Source organism: Butyrivibrio sp. (assembly GCF_017635265.1).
Taxonomy (GTDB): Bacteria; Bacillota; Clostridia; order Lachnospirales; family Lachnospiraceae; genus Butyrivibrio.
This window is the reverse complement of sequence record NZ_JAGBLU010000045.1, coordinates 1-15,448: the sequence shown is the minus strand read 5'-3', so window position 1 is coordinate 15,448 and position 15,448 is coordinate 1. Positions and strand designations below refer to the sequence as shown.

General features: G+C 38.8%; 16 protein-coding genes. 10 read left to right on the top strand and 6 right to left on the bottom strand.

The genetic code is table 11. The annotated features are described in order from the left end of the window. Positions 1 to 27 precede the first annotated feature (27 nt). From J6O61_RS06170 to J6O61_RS06160, 3 genes are all read right to left on the bottom strand, one after another. Complete coding sequence (locus J6O61_RS06170) at positions 28 to 339, bottom strand: hypothetical protein (RefSeq protein WP_292210862.1); 312 nt, start codon at positions 337 to 339, stop codon at positions 28 to 30. A gap of 139 nt (positions 340 to 478) precedes the next feature. After that, on the bottom strand, positions 479 to 3,553 hold the full coding sequence (locus J6O61_RS06165) for a DEAD/DEAH box helicase (RefSeq protein ID WP_292210859.1): 3,075 nt from the start codon (positions 3,551 to 3,553) through the stop codon (positions 479 to 481). 39 nt (positions 3,554 to 3,592) lie between these two features. After that, positions 3,593 to 4,576 (bottom strand): acyltransferase family protein, encoded by a 984-nt coding sequence (locus J6O61_RS06160; RefSeq protein WP_292210856.1) that lies wholly within the window; start codon positions 4,574 to 4,576, stop codon positions 3,593 to 3,595. A 176-nt stretch (positions 4,577 to 4,752) separates the two neighbouring features. Here J6O61_RS06160 and J6O61_RS06155 point away from each other — a divergent pair, with 176 nt between their 5' ends. Both J6O61_RS06155 and J6O61_RS06150 read left to right on the top strand, forming a co-directional pair. Then, the gene (locus tag J6O61_RS06155) at positions 4,753 to 5,538 is read left to right on the top strand and encodes a histidine phosphatase family protein (RefSeq protein ID WP_292210852.1); all 786 of its coding nucleotides are present in this window, start codon (positions 4,753 to 4,755) and stop codon (positions 5,536 to 5,538) included. A gap of 155 nt (positions 5,539 to 5,693) precedes the next feature. Beyond that, positions 5,694 to 6,191 (top strand): shikimate kinase, encoded by a 498-nt coding sequence (locus J6O61_RS06150; RefSeq protein WP_292210850.1) that lies wholly within the window; start codon positions 5,694 to 5,696, stop codon positions 6,189 to 6,191. A gap of 146 nt (positions 6,192 to 6,337) precedes the next feature. On the opposite strand, the gene tpiA is transcribed toward J6O61_RS06150, so the two are convergent. From tpiA to gap, 3 genes are all read right to left on the bottom strand, one after another. Further along, positions 6,338 to 7,084, bottom strand: coding sequence for a triose-phosphate isomerase (tpiA, locus tag J6O61_RS06145; protein WP_292210848.1), 747 nt, complete (start codon positions 7,082 to 7,084; stop codon positions 6,338 to 6,340). A 246-nt stretch (positions 7,085 to 7,330) separates the two neighbouring features. Continuing rightward, on the bottom strand, positions 7,331 to 8,566 hold the full coding sequence (locus J6O61_RS06140) for a phosphoglycerate kinase (RefSeq protein WP_292210845.1): 1,236 nt from the start codon (positions 8,564 to 8,566) through the stop codon (positions 7,331 to 7,333). A gap of 183 nt (positions 8,567 to 8,749) precedes the next feature. Continuing rightward, positions 8,750 to 9,775 (bottom strand): type I glyceraldehyde-3-phosphate dehydrogenase, encoded by a 1,026-nt coding sequence (gap, locus tag J6O61_RS06135; RefSeq protein ID WP_022752630.1) that lies wholly within the window; start codon positions 9,773 to 9,775, stop codon positions 8,750 to 8,752. A 197-nt stretch (positions 9,776 to 9,972) separates the two neighbouring features. Here gap and J6O61_RS06130 point away from each other — a divergent pair, with 197 nt between their 5' ends. The 8 genes from J6O61_RS06130 to J6O61_RS06095 all read left to right on the top strand — a co-directional run bounded on the left by J6O61_RS06130 (position 9,973) and on the right by J6O61_RS06095 (position 15,195). After that, positions 9,973 to 10,806: a histidinol-phosphatase HisJ family protein gene (locus J6O61_RS06130; RefSeq protein ID WP_292210842.1), complete on the top strand. Its 834-nt coding sequence runs from the start codon at positions 9,973 to 9,975 to the stop codon at positions 10,804 to 10,806. A 9-nt stretch (positions 10,807 to 10,815) separates the two neighbouring features. Further along, positions 10,816 to 11,781: a transglutaminase-like domain-containing protein gene (locus tag J6O61_RS06125; protein WP_292210840.1), complete on the top strand. Its 966-nt coding sequence runs from the start codon at positions 10,816 to 10,818 to the stop codon at positions 11,779 to 11,781. 9 nt (positions 11,782 to 11,790) lie between these two features. Beyond that, on the top strand, positions 11,791 to 12,846 hold the full coding sequence (locus tag J6O61_RS06120) for a type II secretion system F family protein (RefSeq protein ID WP_292210837.1): 1,056 nt from the start codon (positions 11,791 to 11,793) through the stop codon (positions 12,844 to 12,846). 4 nt (positions 12,847 to 12,850) lie between these two features. Beyond that, positions 12,851 to 13,192, top strand: coding sequence for a hypothetical protein (locus J6O61_RS06115; RefSeq protein WP_292210834.1), 342 nt, complete (start codon positions 12,851 to 12,853; stop codon positions 13,190 to 13,192). A 36-nt stretch (positions 13,193 to 13,228) separates the two neighbouring features. Then, on the top strand, positions 13,229 to 13,723 hold the full coding sequence (locus tag J6O61_RS06110) for a DUF4860 domain-containing protein (RefSeq protein ID WP_292210831.1): 495 nt from the start codon (positions 13,229 to 13,231) through the stop codon (positions 13,721 to 13,723). Further along, positions 13,724 to 14,245 (top strand): hypothetical protein, encoded by a 522-nt coding sequence (locus J6O61_RS06105; RefSeq protein WP_292210829.1) that lies wholly within the window; start codon positions 13,724 to 13,726, stop codon positions 14,243 to 14,245. Between the two features lies 1 nt (position 14,246). Next, on the top strand, positions 14,247 to 14,657 hold the full coding sequence (locus J6O61_RS06100) for a hypothetical protein (protein WP_292210826.1): 411 nt from the start codon (positions 14,247 to 14,249) through the stop codon (positions 14,655 to 14,657). A 175-nt stretch (positions 14,658 to 14,832) separates the two neighbouring features. Then, on the top strand, positions 14,833 to 15,195 hold the full coding sequence (locus tag J6O61_RS06095; RefSeq protein WP_022773049.1) for a response regulator: 363 nt from the start codon (positions 14,833 to 14,835) through the stop codon (positions 15,193 to 15,195). The last annotated feature ends 253 nt before the right edge of the window (positions 15,196 to 15,448 follow it).

The window sequence follows — 15,448 nt, the reverse complement described above, 5'->3', positions numbered from 1 at the left end:
TCCTATCAGTAATCTGCAGTCCCTTACTCATTCTTCTTTGGGGCGGTCTTCCTTCATTGTCTGCTGACCACTGTTTCTTATCTTGTTTATACCCTCAATGGCCACCTGATAGATCATAGCCATTTCACGGGAAGCAGGGTCATTATAACTGCATTTTGACTTAAGTGTTTTAAAATGCTGCAATGCTTTCTCAATGACCGGCTTTGTGATCATTATGCCATCACAATACAATGTTCCTGTTTGAGCATCATATTTTGACTCAGTGTATTTTGTCTGTGCAAAATCTCCTGCACCCATGCTTGCAGCAAGCTGATTAATAAGATCTTCTCTTCCTGACATCTGTATCTCCTCCTGGCATATAGTCGTTATCGTTCATTTTCTGAATAGTAATAACCAATCAGTTATATTTCATTCAGAAAAGTAACTATATTATAACTCAATACCAACGATGCTATTATTAAAAAAGAGAAAAATTTTATTAACTAAGCAGTTCCAAAAGCTCTTCCTTGGACAATTTAGGCGAGCCCAGGGCTTCTGTATTTAAAAGCTTTTCAGCAAGCTCTTTTTTTCTGTTTTGAAGTTTTATGATCCTCTCCTCAATAGTATCCTTCATAACAAGCTTATATACCGTCACCACATTTTTTTGTCCTATCCTGTGAGCTCTATCTGTGGCCTGATTCTGAACTGCAATATTCCACCAATGGTCATAGTGAATCACGATATCAGCAGCCGTAAGATTAAGTCCGGTTCCGCCGGCCTTTAGTGAAATGCAAAATACAGGTGTATCATCCTCCTGAAAAGCATCAACCATCCTGATCCTGTCTTCCTTTTTAGTTGATCCTGTCAGAAGATAATAATTAATTCCCTCTTTCTTAAAACGGGCAGCAAGTCTGTCAAGCATAGTAGTAAACTGTGAAAATAAAAGGATCTTGTGTCCGCTGTCCACTGCACTTTTTATCATTTCCACAACCAGTTCCGTCTTGGCACTTCCCCCGGTGTAATTATCATAAATAAGTCCCGGATCGCAGCAAAGCTGACGAAGCCTTGTGAGCTCTGCAAGTATAGCAATCCTGTCTCTTGATATTTCCTCTTTATCCTTGGAGCCAATAAGCAGTTTAACTCTTTGAAGGTAGGTTTTATATAATTCTTCCTGTTCACCTGTCATCTGCGCAACAATTTGTTCTTCAAGCTTTTCGGGCAGGTCTTTGAGGACATCATGCTTCAACCTCCTTAATACAAAAGGTGCGATCATCCTGCGAAGATGATTTATTTCCTCAGTATCTTCCGAGTTTGTTACCGGTATCTCGATTCTTTCCTTGAAGCTCTTATAACTGTACAGATACCCCGGCATCACAAAATCAAATATACTCCACAGTTCGCTAAGCCTATTCTCTATAGGTGTTCCGGTAAGGGCAGTCTTAAAAGAAGCATTTATGCTCTTAACAGCCTTTGCAACCTGCGTTGCAGGATTTTTTATAAACTGGGCTTCATCAATAACCATACAGTCGAAAGACAAATATTTATACAGATCAATATCCCTTCTTAACAGGTCATAGGACGTGATAAGTACATCCGTCCCCTCTTCCTCTAATTCCGATGTCACCCTTTCTCTGTCCGGTTTTATGCCAACTGCAAGTTCACACTTTAACTCCTTCGTGAATTTTTTTATCTCATGCTGCCAGTTATAAACAAGCGATGCAGGACACACAATAAGAGAACATTTGGCTTTTTCTCCGCTTTTTTGTCTTTCCTCCTTTTCAGAAAGAAGAAGTGATAATATCTGCAGAGTTTTTCCAAGTCCCATATCGTCAGCAAGTATTCCGCCAAAAGAGCTTCTTTTCAGAGCTTTAAGCCAATAAAAGCCTGTTTTCTGATAGTCTCTGAGAACATTTTTAAGGCTATCCGGCACTTCATATTCCTCTTCAAAATTCTCTGAGAAAGAGCTGACAAGTTCTTTAAATCCGGTACTTCTGCTGATATATGAATAATCAGATCCGGCAGTCTTTTCAGACAGCTCTTCCAAAAACATAGCCCTGAATTTCGGAACCGACACATGACCTTCCTCAAGGTCTTTTTTGGAGATCATAAGACCATCCGAAAGAGAATATATAATTCCCATTTCCCTGCTGGCAAGATCAACTATATCGCCATTTTTAAGCTTAAAAAACCTCTTTTTCCTGTCATATTTATGAAGAATCTCATCAAGTTCTTTTAAGGTTATATCCTCCGGATTAATTGAAACCTCCAAAAGGTCGGACACAAAAGATACTCCAAAATTAATTTTGGGAGCAGCCTTTATCTTCACTTTATGTATTGCATCAGAAAGATATACCTCATATGACCTGTCAAGCTGCGGCAAACTCTCAGTTAAAAATCTGTAAATCCTATCCTCACTGTCTGCATCTGCCTTTATCAAAAGAAATCCTTTTTTGCTGTCGAGCTCGTCAAAAAAAGGACTGATACTTCTGGATGTCTGATTCTCCCGGTATAAATTTCTTTTAATTTCAGAATTTTTATCCACAAAATCGCCCTGATTTCCCCCATGATTTGCGGCAAAAATGTGGATAACTTCCTCATAAACCGTATCTTCCCTGTAAACAGCCTGCACATCGCAGGTTATTGTAAGATGATCGGGCATATCAACATATAGCTTGAATTTTGGTTCATCAGGTAAATACTTTGATGCATCAAATCCGTCATAGCTTACATTTAGATATTCCTGCAATACAGGTAAAAGACCTGTTGTAAAAAGCGTAAGATCTTTTTCAGCTATAAAAAGCTCATTATCTGTTCTTCTGGCCGAGAGAAAGTAAAGGAAGGGCAAAATCCTGGCCACATCCTTTCTGGGAATCACATGTATCTTTTTTCTTCTCTCAAAATATATATTGGAATGCCCCTCAAACATAGTAAAAGAGCTGGTTTCAAAATTAATTCCTGTAGAGGTTTTTTCAATACTTAGATCAATTTCAGGAAAAACGAGGGATTTTTCAAGTAGCCTTTCCTCATTAAAATGAGCTCTGAAATCTGTATTTACAAAATAGAGCTCATCAACACTATCCATGAACTCATCAATCTGAACGCCTGTCAGCTCTATCTGCTTGCTATGCCCCTTTGAATATGGATATAAAGAAGCAGTCTTCTCTCTGAAATAGTCATTTAAGAATTCAATGATTCTCCGGGTTTTAGGCGAAAAAGCTGATATATCATGGGTAAAAATGAGATGTTTTCCGTAGCTTACAGTTTCTCTTTCTGCTACGGCAGAGACGAAATCCGAAATATCCTTCAGCACGTAGCTTGCGCCCTGTGAAGAGCATATATTAAAGCTCAACAGCATTTTGTCCCTGTTAAAAGCAACATGAGGTTCAAGTTCTACCACATCAGCTTTTTTATACATTTCAGAGCCTATACTCTCAGGAGAATATGCCTTCAAAAGCTTTTTTGTCTCAAAAGATGTATAGTGGTACTCTTTTGGGGCATCAGAAATAAACCGTCTTCCCGAGGCGGTGATAAAAGTTTCCCTTAAGTTATCATCTTTACCATTAATAATGTTCATCTCAATATTTCATTATAGCACAGTAAAGCCCTACTTTCGTCAAGTAGGGCTAATATATAAATCTTTGGAAACAATAAGTGCATTGGCCAATTTATCTGCAAGCCTGTTATAGGCTGCATTTATTACCTGCAGCGATAAAACATAACAGATGATAACAGACAAGACAAATGCGGCTGACACATTACCAAAAACACTTGAAAACGACAATACCTTACTTTGGGCAAGTGCTTTAATCACAAAAATATGAATAAGATAAATACAAAGGCTGTTTCTACCCAAAATTGTAAAAAAGAACTCTTTTGACGGCATCAGTCCTATAAGACAAAACGTCATAACAAGTGCCAGGGCAATCATAACAACTCGCATTTCAATTCCTGCAACGTTGCTCACCTTCGTAGCTGAATAAGATTGAATATATTCATACATCTTAACCGGAATGAGCTTTTGGTAATGCAGTACCAATACAACTACTATACTAAATGCAAGTGCAATCGCCATATGTTTCTTTTTGATCTTTTTTAACCATTCCAAAGAGAATTTGTATCCTATCAAAAAAAATGAGAAAAAGCACACAGCCCTTGATATAGACATAAATCTGTCAGCCTTAGGGCATGTCCCTATATAGAATGTAAACAGAATTGAAAGCGGCACAACAAATCTGATATTGGAAAACACTCCAACAGCCACTCTCCAAAAGCATAAACACAACAAGTACCAGTAAATAAGCTGAGGAAACAAAAAATTCAGAGGTGAGTCCACATTCCATGGAGATACAGCAAAAAGTGTATTAAATATCATATATGTTAATAGGTATTTCACAACCACTTCTTGCACAGCACGCTTTGACTTTCTCGCAAAATAGCCTGAGATAAAAACAAAAGCAGGCATATGAAAGGAATAAATTGCTGCTCTTATTGCACCATAGGAGCCCTTGACTCCGTATAAATATTCCAGAGAATGCCCAAACACTACAAGAAATATCAAAAGTGCCTTTACATTATCGAATTTATGATTTCTTTCCATAAAAAACCTCTACTTTATCGACAACACAACAGGCTAAAGTATATACCTTTTTATCTCTTATATTCAAGGCTTTAAAACCTTTTTATTCAGTCGCGATAGATTGTTATATATTTTTACATTTCATCAAATATATGATGTAAAATATTAAATTGTAAAAAAAGCAAAGGAAGAAATATATGAGACTATTATTCATAAGACACGGTGACCCTGATTACGAAATCGACAACCTTACTGATAAAGGTAAAGTTGAGGCAACACTTTTGGCAAAACATATAAATACACTTAATATAGACGAAGTATTTGTATCTCCCCTGGGGCGAGCCAGGGCCACAGCTGATTTTTCGCTAAAAGAACTGAGACTTCCCTTTACTGTCTGTGATTGGCTGAGGGAATTTCCTGCTGAATTTGATGCCAATGCAGCTGACGAAGAGACTAAAAAAGCATACAGAACCGAACTTAAGCTTAATCCGGATAGCCATCTGTACGAAAAGCGAATTATATGGGATGTACTCCCCTCCTATTATGCAAATCATCCTGAACTCTTTGATATAAATGAATGGAAAAACAGTCAAATTGCAAAGTACTCTGATTCAGTAACTAAATATGATCAGGTAATTTCAAACTTCGACAATCTTTTAGCCGGTCATGGATATGAGCGAGCAGGAAATATCTACAAAGTAAAAGAAAGTAATGAAAAAACACTGGCTTTCTTTTGCCATTTCGGGATAACAAGTGTATTATTATCAAGGTTGTGGAACGTATCGCCATTTATTCCGCTTCATTTTCTTGCCACAGCACCTACATCTGTCACCGAGGTTGTTACCGAAGAGCGTGAACAGGGAATAGCAATTTTCAGAACCCTTAGGATAGGTGATACAACGCATCTGTCATTGGGAAATGAAAAGCCATCATTTTCAGCCAGATTCTGTGAGCGTTTTGAAAATGATGACCAGCGACATTGATTTTTAGGAGCCGGTTACCGTTAGCGACTGTATTTTAGTCGGTTACGGTATCCGCATCCTGCTGTTACAGTTAGTGCTTTAGCACTTACTGTAACACATACAGAGTAGACCAAACTATGTCAGATAATAAACTGGCGTTATTAGAGGAGGACATTATGAAAAAAGATAACATTGTGCTCATTGGTATGCCTGCTTCCGGCAAAAGTACTGTCGGCGTTATTTTAGCCAAGATTCTCGGATACAATTTCATAGATGCAGACATAGTCATTCAGGAAAAAGAAGGACGAAAGCTATCTGAAATCATACAAACCGAAGGAGTCGATGGATTTATCGACATAGAAAACAGGATAAATTCAGAAATAGAAGCCGAAAAAACCATTATTGCAACCGGTGGAAGTGTTGTCTACGGCAAAGAGGCCATGGATCACTATAAAAACATTGGAAAAATCGTTTACTTAAAGGTTTCAATGGATGTATTAACAAAGCGTCTTAATGACGTTAAGCAGCGCGGCGTTGTTATGAAAGACGGACAATCACTGGTATCTCTTTATAATGAGCGCACACCTCTTTACGATAAATATGCCGACTACACCATTGATGAAAAGGATCATACCATGGAAGAAGTCGTTGCAGATATTTTAGCTGTGCTATAAATAGTAAAAATATTATGCACTCTTGACTCATATCCCACGAAATCCGCAGTTTATGCGGATTTCTGAGATTTAGTTCATGAAGTCATTCATTAATAGAAAAAGTCCACGGCAATGCCGCGGACTTTTATTGTTTTGATTCATGTAGCTCAGGCGTTGACAATCTTGCCGAAGTCAGGCTTAAGTGAAGCACCGCCAATGAGGCCACCATCAATATTTTCTTTAGAAAGAAGTTCTGCAGCGTTTCCTGCGTTCATTGATCCGCCATACTGGATACGAACCTCATCAGCTGTAGCCTGATCATAAAGCTTAGCAATAAGCTTACGGATAAGTCCGCAAACTTCTTCTGCCTGATCAGCTGTAGCTGTCTCGCCTGTTCCGATAGCCCAGATAGGCTCATATGCGATAACAAGCTTCTTAACCTGATCAGCTGTTACGCCGTCAAGATCCCATGTAATCTGTCTTTCAATCCACTCTTTATATGTGTCAGCCTTACGAAGTGCAAGTGACTCGCCACAGCAAAGAATAGGTGTGAGACCTGAAGCAAATGCCTTCTTAACCTTCTGGTTAATAAGAATATCATTCTCACCAAAGATATCTCTTCTCTCTGAATGTCCGATAATGACATATTCTACACCGGCATCCTTAAGCATAGGAGCTGAAATTTCTCCTGTAAATGCACCATTATCTACAATGTAGAAATTCTCTGCACCTACGTGTACATTTGTACCCTTAACTGCCTCTGCTACAGGTACGATATCAATAGCCGGAACACAGTAAACGACATCTACATCATCGTTTTTTACCAGATCCTTAAGCTCAGCAACAAGTGCAACAGCCTCGCTAGGAGTCTTGTTCATTTTCCAGTTGCCTGCGATTATACGTCTTCTTGCCATAATATTATTCTCCTTTAATAACGCCATTTTATTATCTGACTAAATCCTGTCTACTCTGTATCAAATTATGTTTTTAATCAAAAAATAAGGTGTGAAATTTGCATAAGCAACTTTGGGAGCCTTTGTGCTCGTCGGTACTTATACCCTGTCTTTTGGGGTATTAGTACCGCTCCGAAGCACAAAGGAGCGAAAGCGTCCCCAAAGTGATTATGCAATATTCACACCCTCATATTGTCTAAATGACAATTACTTGTCGTCTGCAGCGTATACACCCGGAAGCTTCTTGCCTTCAAGGAACTCAAGAGAAGCTCCGCCACCTGTTGAGATGTGGCTCATCTTGTCAGCATAACCAAGCTGGTTAACAGCAGCTGCACTATCACCACCACCGATGATTGTTGTAGCTTCTGTCTCTGAAAGTGCCTTAGCAACTTCCTTTGTACCATTTGCAAGGACAGGGTTCTCGAATATGCCCATAGGTCCGTTCCAAACTACTGTCTTGGCAGACTTAACAGCCTCAGCGTAAAGTTCAATAGTCTTAGGTCCGATGTCTGCGCCTTCCTTGTTAGAAGGAATCTTATCAGCATCTACAACTGTAGTTGTGATTGATGGATTGTCGATAGGGTTAGGGAACTCATCGATGCAAACTGTATCGATAGGAAGAAGAAGCTTTTTGCCTGACTTCTCAGCCTTCTCCATCATCTCTTTACAATAATCAATCTTGCTGTCATCAAGAAGTGAGTTACCAATTTCATATCCCTTAGCCTTAAGGAATGTATAAGCCATACCACCACCGATGATAAGTGTATCGCACTTCTCAAGAAGAGTGTTGATAACGTTAAGCTTATCAGCAACCTTAGCACCACCAAGGATAGCAACGAAAGGTCTTACAGGGTTCTCAACTGCATTTCCAAGGAAGTCAATTTCCTTCTGCATAAGATATCCAACTGCGTTATTTCCGCCTTTTTCTTTGATGTACTTTGTTACAACTGCAACAGAAGCGTGTGCTCTGTGAGCTGAACCAAATGCATCACAAACATAATCATCAGCAAGATCAGCAAGCTCTTTTGCAAAAGCTTCACCGGCCTCTTCAGGCTTTGTCTCTTCCTTGCCTCTGAAACGAGTATTCTGAAGAAGAACAACATCTCCCTCATTCATAGCCTCTACAGCACCTGTTGCTGCAGCGCCTGTAACATTGTAATCATCTACAAACTTAACGTCCTTGCCAAGCTTTTCTGAAAGTCTCTTTGCAACAGGAGCAAGTGACTCTCCCTCGTTAGGACCATTTTTTACTTTTCCAAGGTGTGAGCAAAGAATAACCTTGCCGCCATCCTTTATAAGCTTCTTGATTGTAGGAAGAGCTGCTACGATTCTTGTCTCGTCTGTAATCTCACCATTCTTAAGAGGTACGTTGAAATCACAACGAACAAGTACACGTCTGCCCTTTACGTTGATGTCATCTACTGACTTTTTATTTAATGACATATATTTTTCCTCCTGGGATAATATTGTTTTAAAAAGAAAAAGGGTTCGGTCCTAAAGGACCGGACCCTTTTAAAGTCTTGGTTTTATTTCGCTTACGCTCGTAAGGAAGCTCTGCTCTCACGCCTGTCGGCGCTCGCCAGAACTAAGTTCGAATCATCGACTCGAAAGAACCTCGTCGGATTCTCACTTAACGAACTTCTCGAAGTACTTGATTGTACGAACCATCTGTGATGTGTATGAGTTCTCGTTGTCATACCATGAAACAACCTGAACTTCATAGAGACCATCGCCGATAGCTGTAACCATTGTCTGTGTAGCATCGAAGAGTGAACCATATGTCATTCCAACGATATCTGAAGATACGATCTCATCCTCGTTGTATCCGAATGTCTCAGGATCAGAAGCCTTCTTCATAGCTTCGTTGATTGCTTCCTTTGTAAGTTCCTTGTCAGACTTAACAACTGCGAAAAGAAGTGTTGTTGAACCTGTTGGAACAGGAACTCTCTGAGCAGCTCCGATGAGCTTGCCGTTAAGTTCAGGAATAACAAGACCGATAGCCTTTGCAGCACCTGTTGAGTTAGGAACGATGTTAACAGCACCTGCACGTGCTCTTCTAAGGTCACCCTTTCTCTGTGGTCCGTCAAGGATCATCTGATCACCTGTGTAAGCATGGATTGTAGCCATGATACCAGACTGGATAGGTGCGAAGTCGTTAAGAGCCTTAGCCATAGGTGCTAAGCAGTTTGTTGTGCAAGATGCAGCTGAAATGATGTTGTCATCAGCTGTAAGTGTCTCGTGGTTAACATTATATACGATTGTAGGAAGATCATTTCCTGCAGGAGCAGAAATAACAACCTTCTTTGCACCAGCGTTGATATGAGCCTGAGCCTTTTCCTTTGATGTATAGAAACCTGTACACTCAAGAACTACGTCTACACCAATCTTGCCCCAAGGAAGATTGTTAGCATCAGCCTCTTTGTAAATCTTGATTTCCTTACCGTTAACAGTAATGGAATCCTCGCCGTAAGATACCTTATCAGCATATTTGTACTTGCCCTGTGATGAATCATACTTAAGAAGGTGTGCAAGCATCTTTGGAGCTGTAAGATCGTTGATTGCTACGATCTCTGTTCCTTCATGCTCAAACATCTGTCTGAATGCAAGACGACCGATACGGCCAAAACCATTGATTGCTACTTTAACTGCCATTTTAAGTTCCTCCTAAAATGAATTATATATTTAGTTGCTGTTACATATCATATTTGATAATTTTTTATCAGCAACTTTAATTCTAATAAACTTTTATGCATAAATCAAGTAAGATTGTAAAATTTTATGCTAGAATATGCTTAAAAAATACTAAACATGTACTTCTTAATATTGATAACTTTTGGAGCGACAATACTATGAACAAATTTCTTCCACCGGACTACCATATGCACACCCACAACTCAGGAGACAGTAAAGCTCCCATGGAGGAAATGATCTTATCCTCCATAAAAAGAGGATTGACCGAGATCTGCTTTACAGAACATTTGGATTTAAACTATCCTATCCTGCCGGATCTTCCGCCAAATGCCTTTGACCTTGATGTTGAATCCTATCGCAATGAATATCTGCATTATAAAGAGAAATACGCCGGCCAGATTATTTTGAATTTCGGTGTTGAAATAGGCATGCAGGATGACTGTGTCAACGAAAATACAGCCTTTATAAAAAATGGTGACTTCGATTTTGTTATTGCTTCCCAGCATCTTTTGAATAAAAGAGATCCATTCTACAGTGATTTTTGGGAGGCAGATACTGTAGATAATATATTCAAAAAGTACTTTGAAGTAACTTTGGAAGACATAACATACTTTACTGACTTTGACGTGTTGGGACATATAGACTACATCTCCCGCTATGTTCCAAAAGGAGATCACACCTATTCATATGAAAGATACAATGAGCTGATAGACGCTATACTTGAGCAGCTTATCAGACATGACAAAGGGCTTGACCTTAACTCAAAGGTTCTTGCCTATACAGACATGAATCTTTTACCAAATCCATGCCCGGAAATAATAAAGCGATTCAAAGACATGGGAGGTAAGATTATCACTTTTGGCTCTGATGCCCACACTCCGGACAGAGTTGCCACCCACTTTGAAGATATGGTAGACATAGTCAGAAGCTGCGGCTTTACAGAATACTATACCTTCAAAAAAAGAATCCCCACAGCACATAAACTATTGTAAAATATAGTAATGAAGACTAAACATATTTTTGCTAAAAGAATATTGATAGTTTTAAGTCTGCTGACACTTGTTTTATTTGGGTGTGATGCCAAAGACAGGTCACACTCTGCTGATGTTTCAGCAGAAGATTCGCCTGCCTCTCCCGTCAAAGGCACAAGAGATAATACTCCTGTTTGTCTCGTACCGGAAGCAAGCGGTGTTACAATTTATGAAAATGAACTTGCTCATTTGGATGCATCCAATACTTCCGAGGGATATGTTATTGTCAGATATACAGGCACATCCCCCAAGGTAAAGCTTCAGATCACGGGTCCTGATGAAACCACCTACACATACAACCTGAATTCAGAAGTTCCCACGGATGAAGTTTTCCCTCTTCAGTCAGGAAGCGGCGATTATCTTATAAATGTATATGAGAACATTGAAAAGAATCAGTATTCCATGGTCTTTTCACAGATGGTCGGTGCAAACATTGAAAATGAGTTTTCTCCTTTTTTATATCCCAATCAATATGTTAATTTCAGCGATAACAATGCTGCTGTTTCAAAAGGTGCTGAACTGAGTTTTGCTTGTAACAATGATCTTGAAGTTGTTTCATCCATCTACAATTACATTATCAGTAATATTGAATATGACTATGAAGAAGCTGAAACTGTTCAAAGCGGCTATATTCCTGATATTGATGAAGTTCTTTCCACCCAAAAAGGAATCTGTCTTGACTACGCAGTTCTTATGAGCAGTATGCTCAGAAGCCAGAGGATTCCAACCAGAATGGAAGTTGGCTACGCCGGGACCGCATACCACGCATGGATAAGCACATATATCGAAGATATCGGATGGGTAAACGGCATTATTGAATTTGACGGAACAAAGTGGTCTCTTATGGATCCCACCTTTGCTTCAAATGTAAAAGAAACTGAACTTAAGAATTTCATTGGAGATGGCTCAAACTACTCCGTAAAATATATATATTAAGGAAAAAATATGAAGAAAAAAATAAAAGCAACTCCGCTAAACAGCTATGAAATTTCAAGCTTTTGCAGACAGCTTGCTCTTCTTTTGCGCGCAGGCATTGCTCCCTCTGACAGTATCGAAATCCTTACTCAGGACACAGAGGATCCTTCTGCAAAAGAAATCTTAAGCTCCATAAATCAGGTTCTTAGGAGCGGAGAAAAATTCCACGTTGCTCTAAAGATGAGCGGTGTATTCCCGGATTACGTATCACACATGGTTACAATTGGCGAGGAATCCGGAAATATCGACGTTGTAATGGATTCTCTGGCAGACTACTACGACCGGGAGGAAAATATACAGTCCGGCATAAAAAATGCCATCAGTTATCCTCTTATTATGGTATTTATGATGCTTGTGGTTGTCGTTGTGCTGGTTTTGAAGGTTCTTCCAATTTTTGAACAGGTATATGAACAGCTCGGTACGAACATGAGCGGTTTTTCACAATCCCTTTTAAACCTTGGAAATTTGCTTAACAGATATTCTGTTATCCTTGTTTGTTTTTTAGTAATACTTGCTATTGTCTTCTTCTATATTTCTTATACTGTTTCAGGAAGAAATGCACTCAAAAAATTCATTGGCAAATTTGCTCCCACCAAAAAACTTATGCAGGAGCTTGAATGTGAAAGATTTGCAAGTGGCATGGTCCTTACTCTTTCAAGCGGAATGGACACTTTTGAGGGGCTCTCATTGGTAAAAAAACTTGTTGAAACCAATGAAATGAAAGAAAAAATTGATAAATGTAAAGAGCTGCTTATTGATGGTGCAAGTTTTCCGGAAGCTCTTTTAAACTCAAAAATATTCACATCTTTTTACGCCCAGATGATCGATGTCGGTTTCAAATCAGGATCAATGGACAAGGCAATGAAGCAAATCGCTGACAGATTTGAACACGAAACCCAGAGAAAAATCATCTCTGCCATTTCAGTTATTGAGCCGACCCTTGTAATAATTCTTTCCATAATAGTTGGAATGATTCTTTTATCTGTGATCTTGCCACTTATGGGCATTATGACCACAATAGGATAATAATATGACTAACAGATTCGATCACCAAACCAGCATATTTGTTATTTCTGATGCCTTGTACAAAATAATGTCAATGGTCATCTTTGCTGCAATAATTATACTATTTTACTTTGCAGTTGAAGCTTCAGGAAAAAACACTATTGAAAAGCAGCAGGAGTCCCTGGAAAGTGCTTTGGAAAGAGATATTGTGCAATGCTATGCCATTGAGGGCATGTATCCGCCTGATCTTGAATATTTGGAAAATCATTACGGCCTTACTTATGACAAAAGCTTGTTTTTTGTGGACTATCAGCCAATTGCATCAAATCTCTATCCTGATGTTACAGTAATAAAAACAAACAATTAGGAACTGCAGCTAAATAACTTGTAACCGGAGAAATTAATGAACTTAAAATCCAAAAACCGTCATATAGTTGACGTGGCCTTTATACTGTGTCTTATGCTTCTGTTCGTTCTTTGTGCCGTTGCAGTAATTTCTTTAGGCGCAGGTATATATCAAAAGAACGTAAAGTCAATGAAAGACAATTATAATCATAGAACAGCCTGTGCTTACATTATCGAAAAGGTTAGGCAGTCTGACGTAAACGGCGCTATCTTTGTTCAGGATCTATTTGGACAAAACGCTTTAGTTATTCAGGAAGAAATAGACGGAGTTTTATACAACACTTACATCTATGATTATGACGGATATTTAATGGAGTTATATGCCAGAGCTGACCTCAATACCTTTTATCCCATGTCAGGACAGAAGCTTTTAGAAGTGAGTTCTTTTGACATCTCGCAAAAATCAGATTCTCTTTTCCTTGCAGACATAGTTCTATCCGATGGATTGAAGGAATCTGTATACATTGCAAAAAGAAGTACAGGTGATAATTAAATGGATCAAAAAGGAAGTTCAAATACCAGTCTCTTTCTCATGGAGCTGATTATAGCAATTTTTTTCTTCTCACTTTGTGCAGCTGTTTGCGTGAGATTATTTTTCGAGTCCCATAAAGTAGCCGAGCAAACAGTAAATCTGAACAATGCCGTGCTTTGGTCAGAATCTTTGGCAGAAGCCTTTACCGGTACAAACGGCGACGTAAATGAGCTTGGAAAGCTTTACCCAACAGCTGTCATCAGCGATAACAGCCTCATAATCTTTTTTGACCAAAACTGGGATTGCCTTACAGGTGATGCTGAAACTGCTTCATATGAAGCAATACTTAATATTAAAGAAATGTCTGCAGGTGATGTATATTCAGATGTAACAAAATATAATACCGCTTTGAAAGGAAATGCAATTACGTGCAGCATAAATATTGTAGACGTCCGAAACCACAATACAGCACTACTTGAAGTATCCGATGATGATTCGAATATTATACACAGCATATCTGTAGATACTTATAGAGGAAAATAAAATGTCAAAACATCCAAAAACTGCAGGTGCACACGTAGGAAGCGCATCAGTCCTCCTCATATTTACAATCTTAAGTCTGGTTTCATTTGCCTGCTTATCCCTTGTAAACTCCAGGGCTGATTACAATTTGAGCAAAAAACTTGCCAACAGGCAACGATTATACTATAATGCTTGTCACCAAGGAAATGCTTTTCTTGCGGCAGCAAATTCAGGGTATGATTTCGGGTCAGATAATGGTATAATCAAAGAAAGTGTACCAATAACCGATAATCAATCTCTTGAAATTACGTTAATTTTAAATGCTGCAAACGATTCAGACATTTTAAACAATTCATTCAGTATAAAGCAATGGCAAGTTGTTAACCACGAGGATTTTGAGTATGATTACTCTCTTCCTGTGATAGGAAACTAATCAATAGTTAAAACAATTTTTCCATAGACTTTATCAAATTTTAATTATTTGCATAACGATTTAACGCTCACAATTAAAATGTTGTGATACAATAGATTATGTACTGAACGATAATAATTATTAAAAAGAAATTGTTTTAATTGTCTCATACTAAATTACTTATTGGAGGTTCAATATGGGAAAAAGAATACTCATTACTGATGATGCCGCTTTCATGCGCATGATGCTTAAGGATATCCTTTCAAAGAACGGATATGAAATCGCCGGAGAAGCTGAGAACGGAAAAATCGCAATCGAAAAATATAATGAGTTGAAGCCCGACCTTGTAACTCTCGATATCACAATGCCTGAGCTTGATGGTATTGGAGCCCTAAAGGGAATTAAGGCTGCAGATCCTAATGCGGTTTGTATTATGTGCTCTGCTATGGGCCAGCAGGCGATGGTTATAGAATCAATTCAGGCTGGAGCTAAGGACTTTATTGTTAAACCTTTCCAGGCTGACCGTGTTCTTGAGGCCGTTAAAAAAGCTATAGGATGATATTATTTGCGAATTTTAAAAAATCCGGAAATGGCTTTTGTCATTACCGGATTTTTTTGTTCTAGAGTTATTTTAGCCTTTCACACTTCCGGCAATTACCCCCTCAATAATGTACATAGGCTCTCGGAATCTCTAGCCCAGATTCCAAGGGCTTTTTCTTTTTTTCTTTTTTCCAAATCCCCCCAATTTCCCATAAAATTTTAAAAATAGGGGTTGACAAACCCTCCAAAATCTGCGGCCGCTTCGCGGCCTA